20 protein-coding genes are annotated in these 24,205 nt (G+C 34.3%); 10 read left to right on the forward strand and 10 right to left on the reverse strand.

Annotated features, from left to right (window positions below; all coding sequences use genetic code 11):
• Window positions 1–33 precede the first annotated feature (33 nt).
• From recF to ACGH49_RS02995, 6 genes are all read right to left on the reverse strand, one after another.
• On the reverse strand, window positions 34–1,107 hold the full coding sequence (gene recF / locus ACGH49_RS02970) for a DNA replication/repair protein RecF (protein ID WP_065606029.1): 1,074 nt from the start codon (window positions 1,105–1,107) through the stop codon (window positions 34–36).
• A 48-nt stretch (window positions 1,108–1,155) separates the two neighbouring features.
• On the reverse strand, window positions 1,156–2,259 hold the full coding sequence (gene dnaN, locus ACGH49_RS02975) for a DNA polymerase III subunit beta (RefSeq protein WP_065606027.1): 1,104 nt from the start codon (window positions 2,257–2,259) through the stop codon (window positions 1,156–1,158).
• Between the two features lie 14 nt (window positions 2,260–2,273).
• Window positions 2,274–3,632, reverse strand: coding sequence for a chromosomal replication initiator protein DnaA (gene dnaA, locus ACGH49_RS02980; RefSeq protein WP_065606025.1), 1,359 nt, complete (start codon window positions 3,630–3,632; stop codon window positions 2,274–2,276).
• Window positions 3,633–3,801: 169 nt separating this feature from the next.
• Complete coding sequence (gene ompA / locus ACGH49_RS02985; RefSeq protein WP_411588203.1) at window positions 3,802–4,899, reverse strand: porin OmpA; 1,098 nt, start codon at window positions 4,897–4,899, stop codon at window positions 3,802–3,804.
• Window positions 4,900–5,093: 194 nt separating this feature from the next.
• Complete coding sequence (locus ACGH49_RS02990; protein WP_411588204.1) at window positions 5,094–6,002, reverse strand: recombination-associated protein RdgC; 909 nt, start codon at window positions 6,000–6,002, stop codon at window positions 5,094–5,096.
• Between the two features lie 116 nt (window positions 6,003–6,118).
• Entirely contained in the window at window positions 6,119–6,868 is a 750-nt protein-coding gene (locus tag ACGH49_RS02995; RefSeq protein WP_411588205.1) for a MipA/OmpV family protein, read from the reverse strand.
• A 180-nt stretch (window positions 6,869–7,048) separates the two neighbouring features.
• Between ACGH49_RS02995 and ACGH49_RS03000 the strand changes: the two genes are divergently transcribed.
• From ACGH49_RS03000 to ACGH49_RS03010, 3 genes are all read left to right on the forward strand, one after another.
• Window positions 7,049–8,458: an aspartate aminotransferase family protein gene (locus ACGH49_RS03000; protein ID WP_411588206.1), complete on the forward strand. Its 1,410-nt coding sequence runs from the start codon at window positions 7,049–7,051 to the stop codon at window positions 8,456–8,458.
• A 73-nt stretch (window positions 8,459–8,531) separates the two neighbouring features.
• On the forward strand, window positions 8,532–9,581 hold the full coding sequence (locus tag ACGH49_RS03005) for a GNAT family N-acetyltransferase (protein ID WP_065606017.1): 1,050 nt from the start codon (window positions 8,532–8,534) through the stop codon (window positions 9,579–9,581).
• The gene (locus tag ACGH49_RS03010; protein ID WP_297224020.1) at window positions 9,578–10,450 is read left to right on the forward strand and encodes an arginase family protein; all 873 of its coding nucleotides are present in this window, start codon (window positions 9,578–9,580) and stop codon (window positions 10,448–10,450) included. Before ACGH49_RS03005 ends, ACGH49_RS03010 begins: the two co-directional genes overlap by 4 nt.
• A gap of 77 nt (window positions 10,451–10,527) precedes the next feature.
• On the opposite strand, the gene ACGH49_RS03015 is transcribed toward ACGH49_RS03010, so the two are convergent.
• The 4 genes from ACGH49_RS03015 to ACGH49_RS03030 are packed head-to-tail and all read right to left on the reverse strand — an operon-like array spanning window position 10,528 to window position 12,861.
• Complete coding sequence (locus ACGH49_RS03015) at window positions 10,528–10,929, reverse strand: DMT family transporter (protein ID WP_065560840.1); 402 nt, start codon at window positions 10,927–10,929, stop codon at window positions 10,528–10,530.
• Between the two features lies 1 nt (window position 10,930).
• Window positions 10,931–11,287 (reverse strand): EamA family transporter, encoded by a 357-nt coding sequence (locus tag ACGH49_RS03020; RefSeq protein ID WP_034914277.1) that lies wholly within the window; start codon window positions 11,285–11,287, stop codon window positions 10,931–10,933.
• On the reverse strand, window positions 11,287–12,120 hold the full coding sequence (locus ACGH49_RS03025) for an alpha/beta hydrolase (RefSeq protein WP_411588207.1): 834 nt from the start codon (window positions 12,118–12,120) through the stop codon (window positions 11,287–11,289). The genes ACGH49_RS03020 and ACGH49_RS03025 overlap by 1 nt, the downstream gene beginning before the upstream one ends.
• A 12-nt stretch (window positions 12,121–12,132) precedes the next feature.
• The gene (locus ACGH49_RS03030) at window positions 12,133–12,861 is read right to left on the reverse strand and encodes an MtnX-like HAD-IB family phosphatase (protein WP_065560873.1); all 729 of its coding nucleotides are present in this window, start codon (window positions 12,859–12,861) and stop codon (window positions 12,133–12,135) included.
• A gap of 158 nt (window positions 12,862–13,019) precedes the next feature.
• On the opposite strand from ACGH49_RS03030, the gene ACGH49_RS03035 reads away from it, so the two are divergent.
• The 7 genes from ACGH49_RS03035 to ACGH49_RS03065 all read left to right on the forward strand — a co-directional run bounded on the left by ACGH49_RS03035 (window position 13,020) and on the right by ACGH49_RS03065 (window position 24,205).
• Window positions 13,020–13,748 (forward strand): winged helix-turn-helix domain-containing protein, encoded by a 729-nt coding sequence (locus ACGH49_RS03035; RefSeq protein ID WP_065560843.1) that lies wholly within the window; start codon window positions 13,020–13,022, stop codon window positions 13,746–13,748.
• Entirely contained in the window at window positions 13,745–15,088 is a 1,344-nt protein-coding gene (locus ACGH49_RS03040) for an ATP-binding protein (RefSeq protein WP_297224018.1), read from the forward strand. Before ACGH49_RS03035 ends, ACGH49_RS03040 begins: the two co-directional genes overlap by 4 nt.
• A gap of 266 nt (window positions 15,089–15,354) precedes the next feature.
• Window positions 15,355–17,031, forward strand: a complete 1,677-nt coding sequence (gene glnS / locus ACGH49_RS03045) for a glutamine--tRNA ligase (protein ID WP_297224017.1) — start codon at window positions 15,355–15,357, stop codon at window positions 17,029–17,031.
• A gap of 593 nt (window positions 17,032–17,624) precedes the next feature.
• A complete protein-coding gene (gene recC / locus ACGH49_RS03050; RefSeq protein WP_411588210.1) occupies window positions 17,625–20,846 on the forward strand; it encodes an exodeoxyribonuclease V subunit gamma in 3,222 nt (1,073 codons plus the stop codon).
• Window positions 20,847–20,860: 14 nt separating this feature from the next.
• Complete coding sequence (locus ACGH49_RS03055) at window positions 20,861–21,640, forward strand: TatD family hydrolase (RefSeq protein WP_034910812.1); 780 nt, start codon at window positions 20,861–20,863, stop codon at window positions 21,638–21,640.
• A 67-nt stretch (window positions 21,641–21,707) separates the two neighbouring features.
• Complete coding sequence (panS, locus tag ACGH49_RS03060) at window positions 21,708–22,673, forward strand: ketopantoate/pantoate/pantothenate transporter PanS (protein ID WP_411588212.1); 966 nt, start codon at window positions 21,708–21,710, stop codon at window positions 22,671–22,673.
• 128 nt (window positions 22,674–22,801) lie between these two features.
• On the forward strand, window positions 22,802–24,205 hold the full coding sequence (locus ACGH49_RS03065) for a DHA2 family efflux MFS transporter permease subunit (RefSeq protein ID WP_051634175.1): 1,404 nt from the start codon (window positions 22,802–22,804) through the stop codon (window positions 24,203–24,205).

Here is a 24,205-nt window from a genome sequence, read left to right on the forward strand (position 1 = left end):
GACTTATTTGATTGTTTATATCATTCTGTATATTTACGAAATTATACCAGATTTTATGTAAAAAATCTTATCATTTTCATCGATCATATGGGTAATTTGCGATTGGTTAACTGCTGTTATAAATACTTGTGAATTAGCTTGTTTTAGACGTTTAGCTAGCAATTCGCGTTTATTGTTATCTAATTCAGATGCAAAATCATCAAGTAGGTAGATACAAGCTTGAGTATTTTGCTTGGAGTAATATTCGCCTTGAGATAAGCGTAATGCGCACATTAATAATTTTAATTGACCACGTGATAACAGATCTTCAACCGAAATGTTGTCAACACGTAATCGAATATCTGCTTTATGTGGTCCGACTGATGTGTAGTTGAGGAGTTTGTCTCGTTCATATTGTTTGCGCAACATTTCGGCATAATCGGTATTATGCTCCCAACCTTGATAATATTGGCAATTAAGTTGGTACTCGGGTAAAAAATCATGGCATGTTTGTATAATTTCAGGAAAAATATGTTGTGAGTAGTTTTCTCTAATGTGGCTAATTTTTTCAGCGATGGGCGCGAGTTCTTTGTCCCAAGGTAATAATTGATTATAGCTATGGGATTGCTTTAATAATGCATTGCGTTGTTTAAATAAACGCTTTAAATTGTTCCATAAATGAACAAATTCTGGGTAATGATGAAAACATCCCCAATCAATAAATGCACGGCGATATTTAGGTCCGCCAGTCAATAAATCAAATCCTTCTGGTGTAATTAGTTGAATAGGTAATAATTTGGCTAAATCGGTTAATCGATAACCTTCATCCCCATCTATTCTGATTTTATTATCATTATTACGCGATTTAGCAAGTCCAATTGAGTGAATTTGTTGATTGGACGTGTTTAGTTCGCTGAATAATACTAGCTCTGGTTGCTCGTGTTGAATAATTCGATTCGATTGAGTATGTCTAAATGCACGACCATGACCAAGCATATAAATAGCTTCAAGTAAGCTTGTTTTTCCACTCCCATTATCGCCTACAATGAAGTTGAAATGTGGAGATAAAGATAACTGTGCATAACTAATATTACGAAAATGATGGACATTGATTTTTGAAAGAGTCATATGCTTTAAATTATTCCGGTCGAAACCGGAATATTAAGTGAGATTGGATTATAAGCGCATTGGCATAACAACATAAGTTGCCGTTTGATTATTAATATCTTCTATTTGTACACTTGATGTTGCATCGGTTAATAATAGTTGTACGCTATCACATTTCAATGTATTTAATATATCAAGTAGATAGGTTACATTGAAGCCAATTTCAAGCTCTGCTGATTCATATTTTACGTCAATAACTTCTTCTGCTTCTTCTTGTTCTGGGTTATTTGCTGTAATTTTTATTTGATTGTTATGGACATAAAGTCGAATACCACGGAATTTTTCATTAGATAAGATTGCAACTCTTGATAGGGCGTTTTTAAGTTCTTCGCAAGATACTTCAAGTGGTTTATCTGGGTTGCGTGGTAATACTCGTTTGTAGTCAGGGAATCTTCCATCAATGAGTTTTGATGTAAAAGTGAAATCACCAAGATTAACCCGTAAGTTATTATTACCAATTTGCATATTGATTAATTGGTCGTTATCACTAACCAGTTTTGCAAGCTCTAGTACCCCTTTTCTCGGTAAGATGACAGAATGATTAGTTTGAGTATCTTGTTCAATAGGTTGTGCGCATAAAGCTAATCGATGTCCATCTGTTGCAACTGATTTTAATAAACCATCTTCAATTTCAAATAACATACCATTTAGGTAATATCTTACGTCTTGGTTCGCCATTGAAAACTGTACTGCATCAATAAGGCGTTTAATGGTTTTTTGTGGCACTGAAAGTTCAACATCACTTTGCCAATTTTCTAAATTTGGAAAATCGGTGGCTGGTAATGTCGATAATGAAAATTTACTACGTCCTGATTGAATCATCAATCGGTTATCGTCAACGCTTATCGAAATTTTGGCATCATTAGGTAAGTTTCGGCAGATATCAAGAAACTTTCTTGCTGGCACGGTTGTAGAACCCGGTTCACTTGGTTCAACCAGTGGTAGATGAGATATCATCTCTATTTCAAGATCAGTTCCTGTCATTGATAGCGTGTTATCACTCACTTGTAATAATAAATTCGCCAATATTGGTAGTGTAGGACGACTACTTAATGGAGCACTTACAAGTTGTAATGGTTTTATTAGTTTTTCACGATCTATAATAAATTTCATAGTATTGATTCTTTTTAAGTTGATAATGTTCGAATTAAATTGGAGTAATCTTCTTTAATATTATTACTTTCTTCTTTTAACTCTGCGATCTTTCTACATGCATGTAATACAGTCGTGTGATCTCTGCCACCAAAGCCATCACCGATTTCAGGTAAGCTTTTATTGGTAAGCTCTTTGGCAAGCGCCATTGCTACTTGTCGTGGCCTTGCAACAGAACGAGAACGACGTTTAGAAAGTAAATCTGATACTTTAATTTTATAATATTCAGCAACTGTCTTTTGTATATTTTCAATGGTGACAAGTTTTTCTTGTAAAGCTAGCAAATCTTTTAAGGCATCTTTAACAAAATCAATGGTAATAGCTTTACCAGTAAAATTAGCATTAGCGATAACCCTATTAAGTGCGCCCTCTAATTCACGAACATTAGAACGTAATCGTTTAGCAATAAAAAAAGCAACTTCTTCAGGTAATTTAATATGATTTTCCTCGGCTTTTTTCATTAAAATTGCAACCCGTGTTTCTAGTTCAGGAGGTTCAATTGCAATGGTTAGTCCCCAACCAAAACGTGATTTTAACCGGTCTTCAACGCCATTAATTTCTTTAGGATAGCGATCTGAAGTTAAAATAATTTGTTGATTACCTTCTAATAAAGAGTTAAAAGTGTGAAAAAATTCTTCTTGAGATCGCTCTTTATTGGCAAAAAATTGAATGTCATCAATCAACAATGCATCAACTGAACGATAGTAATTTTTAAATTCTTCAATAGCATTATTTTGTAGTGCTTTGACCATATCTTGTACAAAGCGTTCCGAGTGCATGTAAACAACTTTGGCGTTGGCTTTTTTTGCCATTATTTGATTACCAACTGCGTGTAACAAATGCGTTTTACCTAAACCTGTAGAACCATATAAGAATAGCGGGTTATAAGCTTTTCCTGGATTTTCAGCTACTTGTTTTGCTGCGGCAACAGCAAGTTGGTTTGATTTACCTTCAACAAAACTATTAAAAGTGTGCTTATGATTAATACCTGAATGATACACTTGATTATTATTGGTTTCTTTTGTTGTTTTCCATGCCGGAACAACTTCTGCTTTTTGTTGATTATTTTGTACTTTTTTATCTGTAGATACAGTGGATCCTACTTCAAGAAATAATTTTACAGAATCATCGTTAATTAGTTTATTTAATAATTGTGAAATAGTAGTTAAATATTTATTTCTTACCCAATCTAGGACAAATCTATTGGGCGCATAGATATAGAGTTTATTATCGACCATTTCCGCTTGCAACGGGCGAATCCATAAATTGAATTCTGTTGTGGGAATTTCTTCTTGTAATTGAGAAAGGCAATCTTGCCAAATAGCGGTAGGCACGGCAACTCCTTCAACTTTTCTTACTAACAATACCGTAAAGTATTATAACCTTTTTTGTGGATAATTTGTAGATACAAGGTGATATATAATTTAAATATTAACAAAATCGGTAGAAAAAAACCCAGTATTTAACCGGGTTTTAGCTCATAATTCATAACAAAAATTAATTTTAATTTGTTGTATTAGTTACTTCGACCTCTTTAACATTACGTGCTTCAACTTCTATTTCAACACGACGATCTGGAGCTAAACACGCTTTTAATTTCGCTCCACGAAGAGCATGACATTTTGTACCAGTAACTGGCTGAGATTTCCCCATACCACGAGCGCTGATTATGCTAGCAGGAACACCTTTTTCAACTAAGTATTTCATTACTGAGTTAGCACGTTGTTCTGATAGTTTTTGGTTATAACTAACTGAACCGATACGATCAGTATGACCAATTACTACGACAGCACTTTCAGTTGGATTAATTTTTACAAGGTTTGTAAGCAAGTTGTCTAATGCTTGACGTCCTTCTTCTTTTAAGTCAGCTTTTGCATAAGTAAATAGTACATCTTCATTTAATACATAACGGTTTACTTCTGTTTTTAACTCAACTGGTGCCGGAGCAGCAACAGGACCACCTAAACGGTAAGTAATACCTAAGCTTACAGTACCGGCATCTGGAGATGCACTAGTTTTAGTATGAATATGTTGAACGTATTGATATTCTAAGCGAGTAGAAAAGTCTTCATCGAAACGATAGTCAAGACCTAATGCATAAACAGGAGATAAGTCAGTTTTTGTACCATGATTAAGCCTATCAGATTGTCTAACATCTCCACCATTTTTCCATTTAGCGATAGTAACCATACCACCTGCACGGCCATAAATATCCAGACCATCAATGATAGGGTAGCTTAATTTACCAGTTAAAGAAACGCCTTGCGCAGAGATTTTGCTATTACCGGCCTTAGTATTATTATTCGTCCAAGTTCTTTTATATTTAGCTGAACCTAACCAATCATAACCTAACTCAAAGGCTAAATAAGGATTTGCTTGGAAGCCAAGGAAGGCACCGCCAGCAACATTGCTACGATTTGAAGTTTTGATACCAACTTCATCTTTATCATAACCTCGAACTTTATTGGCATCTAATTTATAAAGTTCTGACCAACCTAATTTAGCACCTGTATAAAAAGTGTTATCTTCGTATGCTGCATTAGCTGCAGTAGCTGTTAAACTGGCAACTGCGATTGCTAGAGCTAGAGTAGTTTTTTTCATTTTATTGCCTCAACTTATATATTGTTATAGACGTTGTTTAGTTTCTTTTTTTATTTAAAAATTACTTTAAATAAAAAGAACAATTACTTATTTTTATATAATTATGTTACCCATAATCTTGTCCTAGTATAGCATAGATAATAGGCAAATCTATAGTTATTGCAATTACAATGAAAAATATTTAGATAATTTTATCAAATAATTTTGTTAATTGTTATGTAAAAGTCATTAATGGAATTTGCTAATGTATTAGCCATAATAAAGAAGTCAGCTTCTAATCTTTTATCAAATTCATCTGAACCGATATCTTCGTTTTCATCCAAAATAACAGAATCGAACTTAATTCGTTTAAATGTTAGGTCACTATTAACAATAAAGTTAACGCCTCTTTCATCAATAATTTTAATTTTAGTGATCCATTTCCCTGAATCGAAATGGACACGCATTTCATCACTGGTGATTTCTTGATTTTTACAGCTAATAATTCCATTCCCTTCAAGAGGATCTTTTAGTTCGGCTTGATCGCCCAGTAAAAATGGTGGAAATTTTAGGTTTTCTTTAGCCCATGTGGTCATAACCTGTTCAAGCGGTTTATCAATCGATAAAGGCGCTAAAGCGAGTGAGCCAAGCTCTTTACGTAAAATCGCTAAGATATCTTCTGATTGTTTAAAGCTACTGCAGTCAACAATAATGCGTTTATTATGTGTATCTAACCATAACCAATAGTGATTATATTTACTAAAAGCCCTTGGCATTAGATCAATCATAACTTCATCTTTTAATGTGGCTTTTTCGTTTTTAGTTAGTTTTCTGCTTAGTACCTGTTCTTGTTTATCGATTTTTTCTAATAAAGTTTGTTTAATTACAAGGGATGGCAATATTTTTGTTTCTTTTTTGATCCGTAATAATAAATGTCCTTGCATGTCAACTATAAAATCATCTTGGTTATTATCACAATAAGGCGAAACCCAACCCATCTTTGTGGTGTCTAAATTACTACATGGAGTAAAAGGGTGAGACTTTAGAGCTTTTTCTATTGCATCTTTATTAAGTAACGTGTCGCTATTAAGTTGATAAATTATGGCATTTTTAAACCAAAGCATACTTTTCTATTTCCTGAATTTTTTGTGATAAAGGTTTTATCATTGTTTAAATGAACAACAACTTATAGAGAATAATAAGCTATCATATTTGGTTATTGGGTATGGATGTATATTTACTAAAAGCTATAAGATACACCCATATAAATCGAAGTTACAGTGCTATTATCCACCATTGGACTATCTGCAGCATCGCCAGTTAACCTGTCAATATGAACACCGCCAAATGTCGCAATATTTTGGTTTAATGAATATTGTGCAGCTATTTCAGCATAAGGTGTTAATGATTCATTGGCATTAAAGTATCGTAATCCTGAACGAGACGATTCTTTATGTGAAATACCATAATAATAATTGTTATGCCTATTGTTAGCCCAATTTATACCGATGGTAGGTGCAACAATCAAATTGCCTTGCATATAAGGAACGGTATAATCAGCATTTACTAAAATACTATTACTTTTATTTAATACATCAGTTCCTACACTACTAGAAAAACTTCCCCAATTGGTATCAATAGAATACTCGATTTCTGCCAGTAATGTCGAATGGCGGCTATCAAGTAGCCTTAATTGGTGGTTATCTGAATCATGTGGCTTAAATTCGTTAGATAAATAACGTGCGCCAATAGACACGCTTTGATTGTCCTGATTATAAGCATAAATACCAGCTGACAGGTCATCGATAAAAAATAGGCCATTATCATAATCAATATGAGGAATAGGGTAATAATTAGCACTATAACTTTTATACGGTGAATTACTCCAACCAACACCACCCCCGATAGAGGTGGAATCAGCTAATGCAATTTGGGTAGCTCCTAAAGTTATTACTGATAAAATAGAAAGTGTACAAAATGTTTTTTTCATTTTTCATACCCATATATAAAAGGTGATCACCTGTCGTTATTTATACTAATTTTATATCTTATTGATAGTTAGTTTTGTCGTCACACAATCTATACATTAATTGTACATTGTAACAAACAAATTTCCTGAATAATAATGCCACATTTTATCATGTTTGAATATCAATTAGTGAGACAACTTATGAGTAAACCAACTTTAGAAATGATTAATAGCCGTCCTGATGATGCTACTTTGTTAGCAGATGAGGCAAAATATTGTTCTTTCGGTGATACAGTGCATTATGTAGAACCGCCAAAAATTTTTGATGGTTGTGAAGGTAGTTATATGTATGACAAAGAAGGCAAAGCTTTCCTTGATCTGCAAATGTGGTATTCTGCATGTAACTTCGGTTATGCCAATGAGCGTTTAAATAATGTTCTTAAAAAGCAAATTGATACCTTACCACAATGTGCTAGCCAATATTTACACCCAACTAAAATTGAATTAGCTAAAACTATTGCTCAAGGTATGGAAAAGCGATTTGGTTATGAAGGTCGGGTACATTTCAATGTAGGTGGTTCACAGTGTATTGAAGACTCTTTAAAAGTTGTTCGTAATGCTACTGGTGGTAAATCATTAATGTTTGCTTTCCAAGGTGGATACCATGGTCGAACTCTAGGTGCTTCATCAATTACATCAAGTTATCGTTATCGTCGTCGCTATGGTCATTTTGGTGATCGTGCGATGTTTGTTCCATTCCCATATCCTTTCCGTCGTCCAAAAGGGATGACTGCAGAGGAGTATGGTGAACATCTAGTCGCAGAATTTGCGCGTTTATTTGAAACTGAATACCACGGTGTTTGGGATCCAAAAGTTGGGCAAGCTGAATATGCAGCGTTCTATGCTGAACCTTTACAGGCAACAGGTGGTTATATTGTTCCTCCTCGTAATTACTTTAAAGGACTTAAAAAAGTTTTAGATCAGTATGGTATTTTATTGGTGGTTGATGAAATCCAAATGGGCTTTTATCGTACAGGTAAACTTTGGTCAATTGAACACTTTGATGTTAAACCTGATGTTGTTGTTTTTGCGAAAGCATTAACCAATGGTCTTAACCCGCTAGGTGGTTTATGGGCGCGTGAAGAATTAATTAATCCACAAGTATTCCCTGTTGGCTCAACCCACTCAACTTTTGCATCAAATCCATTAGGTACGGCTGTTGGTCTTGAAGTATTAAAAATAACTTCTGAAACAGATTACGAAAAAATGGTAATGGATAGTGGTGCTTATTTCCTTGAGGGTTTAAAAACACTTGAGAAGAAACATAAAGAAATTGGTGAAGTTGATGGTTTAGGCTTGGCACTTCGCGCAGAAATTTGTACAGAAGATGGCTTTACAGCTAATAAAGCCTTAGTTGACAAAATGGTTGATATTGGTATGTCAGGTGATCTTGATTGGAAAGGTACCAAAATGGGATTAGTGCTTGATATTGGTGGTTACTATAAAAATGTGATTACTTTTGCACCATCATTACACATTTCTCGTCAGGAAATTGATCAAGGTATTGAACTTCTAGATCAGTTAATTACCCGAGCGAAAAAAGAACTTTAATTGTTTGATCTTCATAATCCCGTCAATGTCTATTGGCGGGATTATGTGTTACAGCCAATCATAGATTTACCTTATGAAATACCTTAATCAGTTAGAACCTAATGAATTGATAGACAATTTTTTAGCCCATCCTCCGCAAGATTTTTCAGCATGGCTGAGCGAAGATGGCGTGCCTATTTTTTCTGCTAAGTTTGATCTTCTTACTACTGCAGATGATGATTTCAGGCATAAAGTTCAGAAACTTCCTTTTTATAATAAATGGCGGCGTTATTTACAACCTCATACTTGTTTTGTTGGTGCTACTGTTTCGGAATATGCATTATTAACTGATAACGTTGATGCGAATCAATTGGCTGAACACCTTAAAGCAGCTTACGCTAAGCAGTATCCTTTTTTTATTGTTAAAGATATTCCTGTTGCGTCTCCTTTACTAAACGAAAAAGACAACCATTATTCAATGGATTTTATTTCGTCATTAAAAGAAAATGGTTTTATAGAAGTTGAAGGGCAGGCATTAGCTTGGGTTCCGATTGACTTTGCAAATATGGACGAGGTTTTTTTACGGTTTTCTTATAGCCGACGCAAAAATTTTAGAAGAAAATTAAGATCACGTGAAAAATTAAATATTAATGTTTTGCATAGTGGTGATGATTGTTTTTTTGATGATACTGTTCTAGATGAGTATTATCAATTGTATCTTAATGTTTATCAGCAAAGTGAAATACATTTTGACTTATTGACCAAACCGTTTTTTACTCAACTATTACAATGCAAAATCCAAAATGCACATATAGTGACTTATCACTATAATGATAGGTTGGTGGGGTTCAATATTTGTTTTGTTGTTAATAATATGCTAGTTGATAAATATATCGGTATGGTTTATCCACAGGCAAGGGAACTTAATCTCTATTTTGTAAGTTGGTTTGTTAATCTTGAATATGCTTTACAGCAAGGTTTTAGTCACTATATTGCAGGTTGGACTGATCCCGAAGTAAAAGCTTCGTTAGGTGCAAAATTCACCTTTACTAAACATCTTGTCTATATTCGCAACCCATTATTAAGAACCGTATTGCGTAGATTCATTGGTCATTTTGAAAGTGACAAGGAGAAAGTAACATGACATGTCCTATTATTCTCAATTTTGATAGAAGTGTTGGTGAAATTTGTCATGCTAAAACGATTGATTTTACCCAATGGCAAGATGCGATTCGTTTTGGTTGTACTAAGAAAAAATTTCACCAATTTAATGATGTGTTACAGCAATCTTTACCTGAAAACCATGGCACGGTATTAATGGGTAGTGGTGATTATCACCATATTTCATTATTACTGATTGAAAATCTAGCTAAACAATACTCTGCCGAGAATCCAATTCAAGTCGTAATTTTTGATAATCATCCAGACAATATGCGATATTTGTTTGGTATTCATTGTGGTTCATGGGTTAGTTATGTGGCAAGTTTGCCTTTTGTTAGTCATGTACATGTACTTGGTATTACGTCTCATGATATTGGGCTTTTTCATTTTTGGGAAAATAGATGGTCAGCGCTTTTTCATAAAAAGTTGACTTATTGGAGCTTGGAGGTCAATGTTGCATGGGCAAAAAAAATTGGTTTAGGGCACGCTTTTCGACATTTTGCAACACCAGATGATCTTATTGCGAGCTTTTTATCAGAACAGTATCACAGTGCACAACCCGTTTACTTATCGATTGATAAAGATGCATTGAGCGAAGATGTAATTCATACCAATTGGGATCAAGGTAAGCTACAAACATATCATATTCTTGATACTATATCATCAATAAAGCCTAGAATTATTGGTAGTGATATTACGGGAGAGCTATCTATATGGCAGCCATCAAATTGGTTCAAACGTTTACTCAGTTCGCTCGATAAACAACCTACCATATCGCCAGATAAGCTTATCAATTGGCAACGAGAGCAACATCAACTTAATTTAACCTTATTAAAGGCATTAGCAGTATAAACTGGCAAAAAAGTTTTAGGAAAGCAGGTATTTTAGGTATAAAGCCTTACCTACCTTCCCATTATTGTGATCAGAATTTAATGTTGATGATTGTGTAAATTTTGTTTAGATAATTTACTTTCTGCTAAAGCTAAAAAGAGAATACCTGAAACAATTAATATTGCACCTATTAACTTGAATAATGTAATAGGTTCGTGAAATAACCAGATTGAAACAATCATAACTGTCACAACTTCAAAATGTGATGCAGCAAAAGCAGGGCCTACAGGTGCTTTTTTTAATAATGTCATCCAAGTGAAGAAAGTAAGAATATATCCCACTATTGAAATATAAATCCAAGGATTGGTAAATACTCGAATTAACCATTGAATACTCATTTCTAATGGTTGAGCTTCGATAGCCGTTAATTTAAAACTACATTGCGCAATTGTGTCAAAAAAAAGCAATACAGAAAAGCCAATTAAATAAAATCTAGCCATATTAAGACATTCCTACAAAAATGACACCAGCAGTGATTAATAGCATCCCAATTAAGCGATAAATGGTTAGCAATTCTTTAAAAATAATTCGACCAACTAACATAATCGTAATGATATTAAATGAAGCAAGTAATACGCCTTGAGAAAGAGGGACTAAGGTTAAAAAGGCTAACCATAATAAAAATTCAGCAATATAAGATATAACACCAACCCAAATCCACTTATTTTTCGATAAATCTAGCCAGTAGTACCAACCATCGCGATTATTTGGTGCGATGGCTGCAAATTTAAAAGCGACTTGTCCTAGAGTATCAAAACAGATATTACTAATCCAAAGTATAATAACTAATGGTGACATTATGCTTTTATTCCTTCTGCGATATTATCAAAGAACGATGCACACTCTTTGATCACTTCACGACGTTGGCTGTCAATAGTAATTAAATGATAACTATCATTTAATACCACTAATTTTGTTGAGCCTGATACCGATTTTTCAACCAATTTGGCATTAGTTTCTATATTGGCGATATCATCATTGCCTGAATGCATAATTAAACAAGGCGAAATTACTTTAGGTAATTGTTTGCGCATCTCTTTTGCCAATAACTGCATTTCGGCAAGTGCAGGAAACGGGTTACCAGCAAGCCCTGCTGATGCCGCATCGCCACTTAACATGCTTTCGGACACTACTGCGCGAATGCGTTCATCTTTAAGTCCATAGGGTGGTTTTTCAATGAAAATCTTTTTTTGAAAAATACCCAATTTTTTAAAATAGACTAATAAGAAGAAAAGTTTTTTTGCCCAAAATGGCATACTCCAACCATCATAACAAAATGTGGGGGCTAAAACACCAACACCTTTAATTTGTTCAGGTCTATCGGCAGCAAGTTTTAGTGCAAGTAGCGCACCCATTGATAATCCAGCAACAAAAACATTATCTACATGTTGTGCTAAATAATCTGCGCCATCTTGTACGCTTTTATACCAATCTTGCCATGTTGTTTTACACAGATCTTCTTCAGTACCACAATGCCCAGCTAATTGGATTGCATAAACAGTAAATCCAGCTTTATTTAATCCATTAGCTAAAATGCGCATTTCATTGGGGGTACCAGTTAAACCATGAATCAAAAGTACGCCATTTTTGTTACCTGGTAGAAAGTAAGATAAATCTTGAATTGTACTCATTAATATTCCTTATTATTTTACCATCATGACAGGGATAACAGCATGTTGCGCCTGTTTTAATGCCGAGGTTACATCTGCGAAACTAGTAATCTTACAATGTTCAATTTTATTTTTTTCACAATAATTAACTAACTTGTCTTTGGCAAAAACGAAATCAACATTATGTGATACGCAATAGTCTGATGTGCCGTCACCAACATATAATATTTGCGAAAAGTGCTGTTGTTTTTTTACATGATTACATTTGCAATTGCCACTTTGCTTAATACAGTCCTTATTTGCATAAGGAAACTCAAGGCGCCAACTGCGTGCATTATTATGCATCAATTTATTAGCAAAAATAGGTAAATGTTCAATACCATGACGTTTTAAAATAAACTCAATGGCATAATCTAAACCGTCGCTGAGCACATGTACGGGAATATTGTTCTGTTCTGTATAATGAATAAAAGATTTAAAATCCGGGTCAATTTCAATTTGTGATAAAACTTGATTGAGTTCATCTAAGCTTGCATCCATTAATGCAATTTGTTTACTCATACATTCTTGAGAGCCAATTTTACCGCTAACCCACAATTCTTCAAGCTCATCACAACCATGTTGACCAAAGTGGCTTAGTAAAGTATCTGTGACATCTTTAACACTAATCGTACCATCAAAATCACACAAAACAATTGGCGTGTGATTTTGTGGATAAGATGGATGAAAAAGATGGTTTGCTATTGATGAAAAAGTATTCATTTTGATAAAAAATAGTCTATTTATAGATATTGGCGTAAATTCTCTCATAGAGTGGCTATAAACTTTGTAGCCTCTTTGTATATATTTTGTAACGGGAAAAGAATTATCTGTATAATGAGGTATCTCTAGGTACAAGCTACAGTAATCGAGAACAGATAATGAGTGAACGTATATTAATCATTGAAGATGATCAGCGCTTAGCCAATTTAATTCAAGTTTATCTAATTCGGCAAGGATATCTTGTTGAATGGCATAATAGTGGCGAGGGGGCAGAAGAAAAGATTCAACAACTTAATCCCGATCTGGTTATTTTAGATGTAATGTTACCTGTAAAAACAGGTTTTGATATTTGTCGAGATATTCGTACATGGTTTAGTAATTTTATACTGATCATGACAGCAAGTGAAGATAATATTGATGAAATTGTTGGGCTTGAATTGGGAGCGGATGATTATTTAGCAAAACCAGTTGAACCCAGATTATTACTAGCGCGAATACGAGCTTTATTACGACGGAAACAGATAGAAACCGACAAAGACAATACGAAAGAGTTTGTTTTACCACAGAATAATAAAACTTTAATATTTGATAATCTAGTCATAGACGGTGAAAACCGAAAAGTACTCTTGCACGAGCAAGAAATTGATTTAACCACTGCCGAATTCGATCTGCTATGGTTGCTTGCTTATAATGCTGGGGCAATTCTTTCTCGAGATGATATTTTTTCTCAAGTAAGAGGGATCGATTTTGATGGTAGTGATCGTTCTATTGATGCTCGTGTTTCAAGACTTCGTCGTAAATTACTTGATGATCCAGATAATCCATCTCGCATCAAAACAGTGCGAGGAAAAGGCTATTTATTTATGCGAGAAGGAGAAAATCATTGAGTCAACTATTAGCCAAGCCGTTGTTTTTTAATCGCCGTATTGTATTTTATCTAGTTATTTTACTTTTATTGCAAAGTATTATTGCTTATGGCGCTTTATTGGTTTTTGATTCATTACCTTCATCATTAACCGATATGCCAGATGATCATGTTGTATTTCGTGAATCTCAACGAGGTACAGTGAATCTGATTCGTATGCAAATTAAAGAACATAAAGATCGTCCCCTTCAAGAAGTGGTTAATGAATTGCAACCTTATTTTGGTTACCCTATCGAAGTGTTACCAATTAACACACCGTTACCTGATACTGTACTTAACGAGTTAAAAAAACTTGGATTTTCTTATGATGGTGATAATGAGGTTGTTTATATAGATTTAAAAGATGGTAATTTGCTTCAATTAGGTCCGATTGTAATGCGGGATATTTTGGCATCCAATACTATGTCATTGACCATCTTTCTTGTTATTTGGGCTTTGTTTAGTGCTATTGTTTTTTTTATTTTAATTTATATGGCTTTTAGTGCCGTATGGAAGGATCTAGTTAATATCAGACAAACTGCCGAGCAGTTAGGACAAGGTAATTTAAAAGCCCGAACCGAAAATGTTAAAGGTTGGTTATTTAAGCCACTAGCAAATGTTTTAAATAATATGGGAACGCATATTGAACATCTAGTTGGTACCAATCAAACAATCTCACATGCGATGGCTCATGAATTACGTACTCCTCTTGCCCGTATGCGATTTGAACTTAGTATGCTTGAAGAGTCAACCGATGAAAAAGAGAGATTTGCGCTACAAAAAGGCATGAGTGATGATATTAATGAACTTGAGACATTAATTAATGCTAGTTTAAATTACTTTAAAATGCAGCAAAGCAATATTGAACTAAACTTCACGAGGGTATCATTAAAACAGTGGAGTGAAAAAGTTTGCCAATCCCTAACATTATTTAAACCAAAAGGATTTGAACTAACTTGTAATAGCCAAGAAGCATATGCAATGATTGATACTAATTTAGTTGAAACCATAGTTAAAAATTTGTTACTAAATGCTTTTAAATATGCTGCACATAAAGCAGTTTTAAATATCACAAAACAAGAAAATCGAATCATCCTTGAAATCGATGATGATGGTGCTGGTATTCCTTTTGATGCGCGTGAAAAAATATTTATGCCGTTTGCAAGGCTTGATACTAGTAGAACTCGAACTACGGGTGGCTATGGCTTAGGTCTCGCTTATGTAAAACTTATGGCAGAATTTCATAATGGTAAAGCTTTTGTTGTCACTAGCCCACTAGGTGGAGCAAGATTTGTGGTTTCGTTAAAATCAGGTGATGAATAAATATAATCAGTTATATTTTTTAGCAAAAAAAACTTTCGGTAGAGCATTGATTTTATTGTATTTTTTGTTTTTTGTGTTTTTTCTAAAAAAATATGTTTTTTTGTTAAAAATAGCAGGGTTTAATCAAAGACTAATTTTGTCGATGTGAATCGTTTGTTTTCCATTTCAGAAATAAGAAAAATTTGCTATATTCGTCACATAATAAGCAATAATATAGCAAATATTCTCAATTTGTTATTAATAAAGATATCATCAGAGGTTTTTTTATGAGCGGTTCATTACCGAGCGAGACAGATAATCGTCCATCTAATTTTATTCGCCAAATTATTGATGCTGATTTAGCAGCAGGAAAATATAAAACTACGCACACTCGCTTTCCACCAGAGCCTAATGGTTATTTACATATTGGTCATGCTAAATCAATATGTTTAAATTTTGGTATTGCGCAAGATTATAAAGGTAAATGTAATTTACGTTTTGACGATACTAATCCAGCTAAAGAAGATATAGAGTATGTTGACTCGATTAAAGAAGATGTCCGTTGGTTAGGGTTTGAATGGGATGGTGAAATTTGTTACTCATCTGACTATTTCGACCAATTATATGAATATGCTATTGAGCTAATCAATAAAGGACTTGCTTATGTTGACGAGCTTTCAGCTGATGAAATCCGTGAATATCGAGGAACACTTACTCAACCGGGTAAAAATAGCCCTTATCGTGATCGTAGCATCGATGAAAATTTAGCGCTTTTTACCCAAATGAAAGAGGGCAAATTTGCCGAAGGAAAAGCATGTCTGCGTGCTAAAATTGACATGGCATCACCATTTATTGTGATGCGAGATCCAGTATTATATCGTATTAAATTTGCAGAACATCACCAAACAGGTAATAAATGGTGTATTTATCCAATGTACGATTTCACCCACTGTATTTCTGATGCGATCGAAAATATTACCCATTCGCTTTGTACACTTGAATTCCAAGACAATCGCCGTTTATACGACTGGGTATTAGATAATATTACAATCGAGGCACGACCTCATCAGTATGAATTTTCAAGATTAAATCTTGAATATGCGATTACTTCAAAACGTAAATTAAATTTACTTGTTTCAGAAAAAATTGTTGATGGTTGGGATGATCCGCGTATGCCGACTGTTTCAGGTTTACGTCGTCGTGGTTATACACCAGCTTCGATCCGTGAATTTTGCCGTCGAATTGGTGTGACAAAACAAGAAAATACCGTAGAAATGAGTACCCTTGAGTTTTGTATTCGCGAAGATCTTAACGAAAATGCGCCTCGTGCTATGGCGGTGCTTGATCCAGTTAAAGTTGTCATTGAAAACTTCTCGGATACTATTGATGAAGTGCTTAGTATGCCAAATCATCCAAATCGTCCTGAGCTGGGTCATCGAGAAGTCACTTTCACTCGTGAAATCTATATTGATCGTGCGGATTTTCGAGAAGAAGCCAACAAAAATTACAAACGTTTAGTATTAGGTAAAGAAGTGCGATTGCGTAATGCCTATGTGATTCGAGCAAATCGAGTTGAAAAAGATGCCGAAGGTAATATTCAAACGATTTATTGTAGTTATGATCCAGCAACCTTAAATAAAAATCCTGAAGATGGTCGTAAAGTCAAAGGTGTAATTCATTGGGTTTCAGCTAAATTTGCAAAAGCAGCTGAAATTCGCCTGTATGATCGTCTATTTAATACGCCAAACCCAGGTGCAGCAGAGGAATTTTTATCAACCATTAATCCTACTTCGTTAGTGATTAAGCAAGGTCTTGTTGAACCTAGTTTACAAAAAGCTCAAGCGGGGCAAGCTTATCAATTTGAACGAGAAGGTTATTTCTGTTTAGATAGCAAGTTTGCAACTGAAGATAAACTAGTGTTTAACCGAACCGTAGGATTAAGAGATAGCTGGAACGAAGCGTAATTTAATATGCTACAATTCGCCGGCTTAAGTCGGCGAATGTTCGTTACTACAATGATTTATTCCTCATTTTTAAAAAATTTTGTTTATTGTTCTAAATATCTTAGTAAATCAGGCATACGGTATTCCCCTGCCAGTGATTGTACGTTTTTACCGCTCTTTTTAACCATATGCCGATTCAAGTTACATATAGATGTTTACACTCACCACATATCACATTACATTACATCACTTCAATCCAATATTTTGCATTATTTAAAAAAAATTTTTATGTGCTCTTTAAATAATCACCTCCTCATCAATATCAGTCAGGAAACTGCCTTTAATGATAATTAGTTGCTGATAATATGTTTATAGCGAATAATGGGTATAAGTATAACACTGACCACTTTCAATACAATTATCATCATTATAGTTATTATTTTTGCTATCATGAGACTTGTCTTTATCTTAATCTAAAATTATTGACAAAAAAGACTAATATTACTCGTTAATTAATTTTCTTATATAAAAAATTGATACTAGAATAGCAACTAGATTTATTAATAACAATCAGCGATAATCTTAACCCAATCTTACTAATAATTAGTGTTGTTATGTTTACCATTTATCATTCAAATCAAGTCGATTTACTCAAAACATTATTAAGTGAATTGATGCGCAGGCAACCATTAGAGGATGTATTTACACCTGATGTTGTTATGGTGCAAAGTCAAGGCATGGCACAATGGTTGCAAATTGCGTTAGCGAATGAACTAGGTATCGTGGCTAATGTTGATTTTCTTTTTCCAACTCAGTTTATTTGGCAACTTTATCAAGTCTTATTACCAGAGGCGCCAATTGAAAATAGCTTTAATGTTGAATCAATGAGTTGGCGTTTGTATTATTTATTGCCTCAAGTTATTAAACAACCTGAGTTTAGCGCGCTTAAACATTATCTTGATATTGATAAGCAAGATAAAAAACGATATCAGCTCGCAACGCGTATTGCACGATTATTTGACCAATATTTAGTTTACCGTCCAGATTGGTTAGCAAAATGGGAGGCAAACCAGACTGTTGCCGAATTGAAGCATCATTCTGATGAAACGTGGCAAGCGGAGTTGTGGCGAAAACTAATATCAATTAGCCAACCTTATCATCGCGCTAATATTCATCAACAAATGCTTGAAATGTTATTAAATAATAACTTTGAACGTTTACGTTTAGATGCATTACCTAACCGTATTTTTATTTTTGGTATTACTTCTCTTCCTCCTATTTATCTTTCGCTACTTTCAGCACTTGGGCAACATATTGATGTCCATTTAATGTTTAATAATCCGTGTAAATGGTATTGGGGCGATATTGCTGAAAAACAGCTGTCAGATATATTAAATACACCCGATAATATACCCAATCCTCTGTTAACCTCATGGGGAAAACTTGGGCGTGATAATCTATTTTTGTTACAAGAATTTAATAATAAGCAAGATATTGAAGCGTTTGCCGATCAGGATCGTTCTTGTCTATTACATGCTATTCAGCAAGATATTTTAGAACTGTATCAAACCGATTTTGATGATAAAACTTTTGCCGTAACAGATAAGTCGATTTCGTTTCATGCCTGCCATAGTGAACAACGTGAAGTTGAGGTATTGTATGACTACCTGCTATCGGTTTTTGATGCAGATCCTACGCTGGAGTTGCGCGATTGCATAGTTATGGTATCAGATATTGATAAGTATGTTCCTTATATTCGAGCCGTCTTTGGTAATGCTGTTGAAAAGCGCTATTTACCTTTTACTATTTCAGATCAAAAAGCACGAAATATCGATCCTATTGTTCAAGGCTTTTTTGCCATTTTAAATTTTCCAAATAGTCGATTTACAGCAGAAGAACTATTTAATTTACTTGAAATCCCTGCTATTGCCGAAAAATTCGCTATTAACGAATCTCAATTAACCTTGTTGCGAACTTGGATTGTTGAGTCAGGCATTCGTTTTGGACTTGATAGTGCACATAGTTGGTTATTTGGGCTTGAGCGGTTATTACTCGGTTACACGATGAACAGTGAACAAGGCGGTTGGCAACAAATATTACCTTATGATGGTGCAACAGGTTTAGATGCCGAATTAATAGGCCAATTAGCCGAATTTATTAAAGTTGTAAGTAAGTGGTTTGCTATCTTAAATGAAGAAAAACCGCTAATTAATTGGCAACCTTGTTGCCTTGAATTAATCAATGACTTTTTTGTAAGTAATGTTCAACGTGAATCCATTTTATTGATGATCGAAGAAGAATGGCAAGAACTGATTAATAGTGGATTATCGGCTTGTTATACAGATAATATTTCTATCACTATTCTACATGATGCTATGCAATCACGCTTAGAGCAAAATCATTTAGCGCATCGTTTTTTAGTTGGTAAGATAAATTTTTGTACCATGATGCCAATGCGTTCTATTCCATTTAAAGTTGTTTGTTTACTTGGTATGAATGACGGCGATTATCCAAGAACGTCTCTTCCACTTGATTTTGATTTAATCGCACAACATCCAAGACGAGGGGATCGTAGCCGTCGCACAGATGATCGTTACCTTTTTTTAGAAGCAATTTTATCTGCGCAAAAACAGTTGTATATCAGTTATATTGGTCGCGATATGAAAGATAATAGTGAACGTTATCCTTCTATACTTGTTGATGAGTTTTGGGAATATATTGGCCAATATTATGGCAAGGCTAAAAATAATACAGATGGCACTACGAATAGCACTACAAATAGCTTAGATTTTTTACGTGTAAACCATACACGCACACCGTTTAACCCCCAAAATTTTTTACAAGAACCCAAAAGCTATGCCGATGAGTGGTTACCTGCAGCATTGCAGCAAGGTGAAAGTCAGTTATTTATTAGTGAAATACCAATTATTAGTGTAGATAATATTAATCTTGATGAATTAAAACGATTTTACCAGCACTCTATTAGGCTATTTTTACAAAAACGGTTTAATTTTTATATAAATTATATGGATGATACCTTACCAGATGCCGAAAACTTTAATCTTGATAGCTTAAAGCGCTATCAATTAAACTTACAGATTTTAAATGAATTAATTGCCAATAGATCGCAACAATCAGATGATTTCTATCAACGATTAGCGTTAACAGGTGACTTACCAGATGGTGCGTTTGGTGAAATTATTTATGATAATCAACTTGAATCACTGCAACCTTTGGCCAATAAAGTTGACCAAGAACGTTTAGTTATGACAACGCAAGAAGTTAATTTAACCATTTCATCTAATGATCAACATTACCAATTACAAGGTTGGTTAACTCACATTCAAGATGATGGTATATTGACATGGCGACCGTCAAAGCTTTCGATTCGCGATGGTATTTCGTTGTGGATTGATCATTTGATTTATTGCATTTTAAATCCTGATAAAATTGATAGTCAAAGTCGTATGTATGGTCGGGACGATAATGAATGGCGATTTTCACATTTAAATGCAGATCTGTCCTTAACTATATTAACTAATTTAGTTGAAGGCTATTTGCAGGGGATCAATGAACCATTATTAATGCCATTAAAAAGTTCGTGGAGTTGGTTAATTACAGCTTATGATAAAAAAACAGGTCAGATTATCGCTAGTGAAAGAGCTATCAATCAACTTTTAAATTCATGGCAAGGCGGATTTAACCAATCCGCCGAGTGTGACAGTTATTATACTCGTCTTTATCCTGAGTTAACCGATACACTGATTGAACAAATTATATTTACTGCTGAGCGATTTTTATTGCCAATTTTATTACATCAAACAGCGGCAGAATAAGAGGCATTAGCATTATGTTTATTGATACACATTGTCATTTTGATTTTCCACCTTTTAGTGATTTTCTTGCTGATTCAATAAATAAGATTCGCCAAGCGAATATCGTTGGGTTAATTATACCCGCAGTTAGTGCTAACTATTTTGATGCTGTTTTACAACTTACGAATAAATACCATGAACTTTATGCCGCTTTGGGGTTGCATCCTATCTATCAACATACTATGGCTGATTTAGAACTATTAACCAATATTGTTAAAACAAAACCTAAAAAATTAGTTGCCATTGGTGAAATCGGGCTCGATCGCTACGATTTAAGTATCGATTGGCAACAACAATTATTATTTTTTAGGTCGCAATTAACAATTGCCAAACAGTTTGATTTGCCCGTTTTAATACATTCACGCAAAGCGCACGATATTATGTACCGTGAATTACACAAGGCCAACTTATCTTGTTGTGGCGTAATACATGGTTTTTCAGGTAGTTATCAACAAGCCATGCAATTTGTTAAGCTGGGTTATTATATTGGTGTAGGTGGCGTAATTAGTTATGAACGTGCGAATAAAACTCGCAATACAATTGCTCAATTACCACTTAGCAGCCTAGTACTTGAAACAGATGCGCCCGACATGCCATTAAGTGGGCGTCAAGGTCAAGCAAATCGCCCTGAATATATCACTGAGGTTTTTAAAATATTGACACAATTACGCACTGAATCACCAGAACACATACTTAACACAATTTTAACAAATACCTTGACGCTATTTAGTGGAATCAATAGAATAAAAATTTAACAAGCAACTAAAATAAATTTACTATTATTATGAAGTTATTTTAGTAAACCAACGACAGTAGGTTTATATGGCTAGACAATTGAATCAACTATTTGCTCAATCTATTTCCTCCCTCACCCGATTATTTCCTTTGTGGGCAGTTTTGTGTGCGGTTATGGCCTATTTTTCTCCTGATACTTTTACACCTATACGTCCCTATACATCACAATTACTCATGTTTGTGATGTTCACCATGGGAGTTACATTAAGTATTGATGATTTTAAACGTGTAGTCACCAAACCTAAAGCGGTGGTTATTTGTACTTTGTTACATTATATTGTTATGCCGTTAACTGCTCTAATTTTATCAAAACTGTTTACAATGAGACCAGAACTATTGGTTGGCATGGTGTTAGTTGGAAGCGTAGCTAGCGGAACAGCATCAAATGTGATGATTTATCTTGCCAAAGGTGATGTTGCATTGTCTGTTACAATTTCATCTGTTTCGACACTTGTGGGGGTAGTTATAACACCACTGATAACACTACTATTAGTTGGAACAACAGTTGAAGTCCCTGTTTGGGGAATGCTTGTACATATTGTACAGATTGTACTAATACCGATTATATTAGGATTAATTGTTCACCATTTCTTAAATGCTATTGTTAAAAAATGTGAGCAATTTTTACCAATTTTATCAATGATTTGTATTTTATTAATTATTTGTATTGTAGTAGCAGGTAGCCATACTCAAATTGGCCAAGTGGGGGGCACTGTTATCTTTGCAGTTGTGATTCATAATGCGTTAGGATTGCTTGGTGGTTACTGGGGAGGACGTTTATTTGGTTTTGATGAATCAACCTGCAGAACCATGTCACTTGAAGTAGGAATGCAAAACTCTGCCCTTGCAGCTACTTTAGGCACTACCTACTTTTCAGCTTTATCAGCTCTACCTGCTGCAGTATTTTCTGTTTGGCACAATATTTCAGGTTCATTACTGGCTGGTTATTGGCAAGATAAACCAGTAAAGAATAAGAAAAAATCCAATCATTAACAAATAATATTGTAAAATAGCATTCATCAGCTCTCTTTCTTAATCAACTCTAAGTAAGAGAGCTTAATTTTCTGAGCTTATATCCAACCGCTCCACTAGCATTTAAATTAATTTTAGGCCAAATTAAAATGAATAGCGAATTACAGTTACCACCGTTTGTCTATCGCATATTACCGTGGATTGCGGCGTTTGCATTCTTTATGCAATCACTTGATACCTCGATATTAAATACAGCCCTCCCCACTATGGCTAACGACCTCAATGAGTCCCCATTAAATATGCAATCAGCCGTGATAAGTTATGCTTTGACCCTTGCATTATTTATTCCTGTTAGTGGTTTTTTATCAGATAAATTTGGCACTAGAAATATTTTTGTCATGGCCGTTTCACTATTCACACTGGGTTCATTACTTTGCGCTTTATCTAATTCATTAATTTTTTTAGATATATCACGAGTGATCCAAGGTGTTGGTGGCTCGATGATGGTGCCTATATCACGTTTAGTATTGATAAAATCTTTTAAGCGTAGTGATTTTTTAGCTGCGTTAAATACAGCCACGATTCCTGGATTAATTGGTCCCGTTTTAGGACCAGTATTGGGAGGATATCTAGTTGATATGGTAAGTTGGCACTGGGTGTTTTTTATTAATTTACCCATTGGTATTTTAGGTATAATAATTAGTTGGAAATACATGCCTAACTTAAAAGGCCAACACATGCCTTTTGATCTATTAGGCTTTATATTTATTGTTATTAGCTTTATTAGCGCCACTTTGAGTGTAGAGATTTTAAACCAAAATCAGACATATTATTGTCCATTACTACTTGCGACAATTAGTCTACTTTTTTTATTTATTTATCGTGAATATGCAAAAAAGAAACAAACTCCATTATTCCCACTATCGCTATTTAAAATCCGTACGTTCAAAATAGGAATTATCGGAAATTTAATTTGCCGATTAGGTATATCAGGAGTGCCTTTTCTTATTCCACTATTATTACAAGTGGGATTTGGTTATTCAGCTATTTTTGCCGGCATTATGTTGATGCCAATGGCCATTGCTTCAATTTGTACTCGAATCTTTATTCCACGTATTTTAGCACGTTTAGGTTACCGTTTCGTACTAGTTACTAATACAATTTTAGCTGGCATAATGATTATTTTAATGTCCGTATTAAATTTATCGACACCACTTATTCTTATCAGTTTATTGCTATTTTGTATCGGTGGAATCAACTCCATGCAATACACGGCCATGAATAGCATAACCTTAGCTAATCTAGAAAACGACAATACAAGTAGTGGCAATAGCTTAATGGCAGTAAATCAACAATTAGCAATTAGTTTTGGTACCGGATTGGGTGCTGTTTTATTACGCTTAATTAGCACCACAACAAGTACTATTCACTCATTTCAGTTAACATTTGTTATACTTGGTATGATTACCGTTTTATCAAGCATTATTTTTGCACAATTAAAAAAAGAAGACGGACAAAATCTAACCAATCATCAGCAAGAAATAAGGAGATAA

The organism is Gilliamella sp. BG7, from assembly GCF_046635565.1.
Classification (GTDB): domain Bacteria; phylum Pseudomonadota; class Gammaproteobacteria; order Enterobacterales; family Orbaceae; genus Gilliamella; species Gilliamella apicola_P.

Coding starts and splice junctions, on each gene's coding strand:
- ACGH49_RS03010 (WP_297224020.1), top strand. CDS start 9,578: ATGACATGTCCTATTATTCTCAATTTTGATAGAAGTGTTGGTGAAATT.
- ACGH49_RS03030 (WP_065560873.1), bottom strand. CDS start 12,861: ATGAATACTTTTTCATCAATAGCAAACCATCTTTTTCATCCATCTTAT.
- recC (WP_411588210.1), top strand. CDS start 17,625: ATGTTTACCATTTATCATTCAAATCAAGTCGATTTACTCAAAACATTA.
- ACGH49_RS03055 (WP_034910812.1), top strand. CDS start 20,861: ATGTTTATTGATACACATTGTCATTTTGATTTTCCACCTTTTAGTGAT.
- ACGH49_RS03005 (WP_065606017.1), top strand. CDS start 8,532: ATGAAATACCTTAATCAGTTAGAACCTAATGAATTGATAGACAATTTT.
- ACGH49_RS03000 (WP_411588206.1), top strand. CDS start 7,049: ATGAGTAAACCAACTTTAGAAATGATTAATAGCCGTCCTGATGATGCT.
- ACGH49_RS03025 (WP_411588207.1), bottom strand. CDS start 12,120: ATGAGTACAATTCAAGATTTATCTTACTTTCTACCAGGTAACAAAAAT.
- ACGH49_RS03020 (WP_034914277.1), bottom strand. CDS start 11,287: ATGTCACCATTAGTTATTATACTTTGGATTAGTAATATCTGTTTTGAT.
- ACGH49_RS03035 (WP_065560843.1), top strand. CDS start 13,020: ATGAGTGAACGTATATTAATCATTGAAGATGATCAGCGCTTAGCCAAT.
- recF (WP_065606029.1), bottom strand. CDS start 1,107: ATGACTCTTTCAAAAATCAATGTCCATCATTTTCGTAATATTAGTTAT.
- dnaN (WP_065606027.1), bottom strand. CDS start 2,259: ATGAAATTTATTATAGATCGTGAAAAACTAATAAAACCATTACAACTT.
- panS (WP_411588212.1), top strand. CDS start 21,708: ATGGCTAGACAATTGAATCAACTATTTGCTCAATCTATTTCCTCCCTC.
- ACGH49_RS02990 (WP_411588204.1), bottom strand. CDS start 6,002: ATGCTTTGGTTTAAAAATGCCATAATTTATCAACTTAATAGCGACACG.
- ompA (WP_411588203.1), bottom strand. CDS start 4,899: ATGAAAAAAACTACTCTAGCTCTAGCAATCGCAGTTGCCAGTTTAACA.
- ACGH49_RS02995 (WP_411588205.1), bottom strand. CDS start 6,868: ATGAAAAAAACATTTTGTACACTTTCTATTTTATCAGTAATAACTTTA.
- ACGH49_RS03065 (WP_051634175.1), top strand. CDS start 22,802: ATGAATAGCGAATTACAGTTACCACCGTTTGTCTATCGCATATTACCG.
- ACGH49_RS03015 (WP_065560840.1), bottom strand. CDS start 10,929: ATGGCTAGATTTTATTTAATTGGCTTTTCTGTATTGCTTTTTTTTGAC.
- glnS (WP_297224017.1), top strand. CDS start 15,355: ATGAGCGGTTCATTACCGAGCGAGACAGATAATCGTCCATCTAATTTT.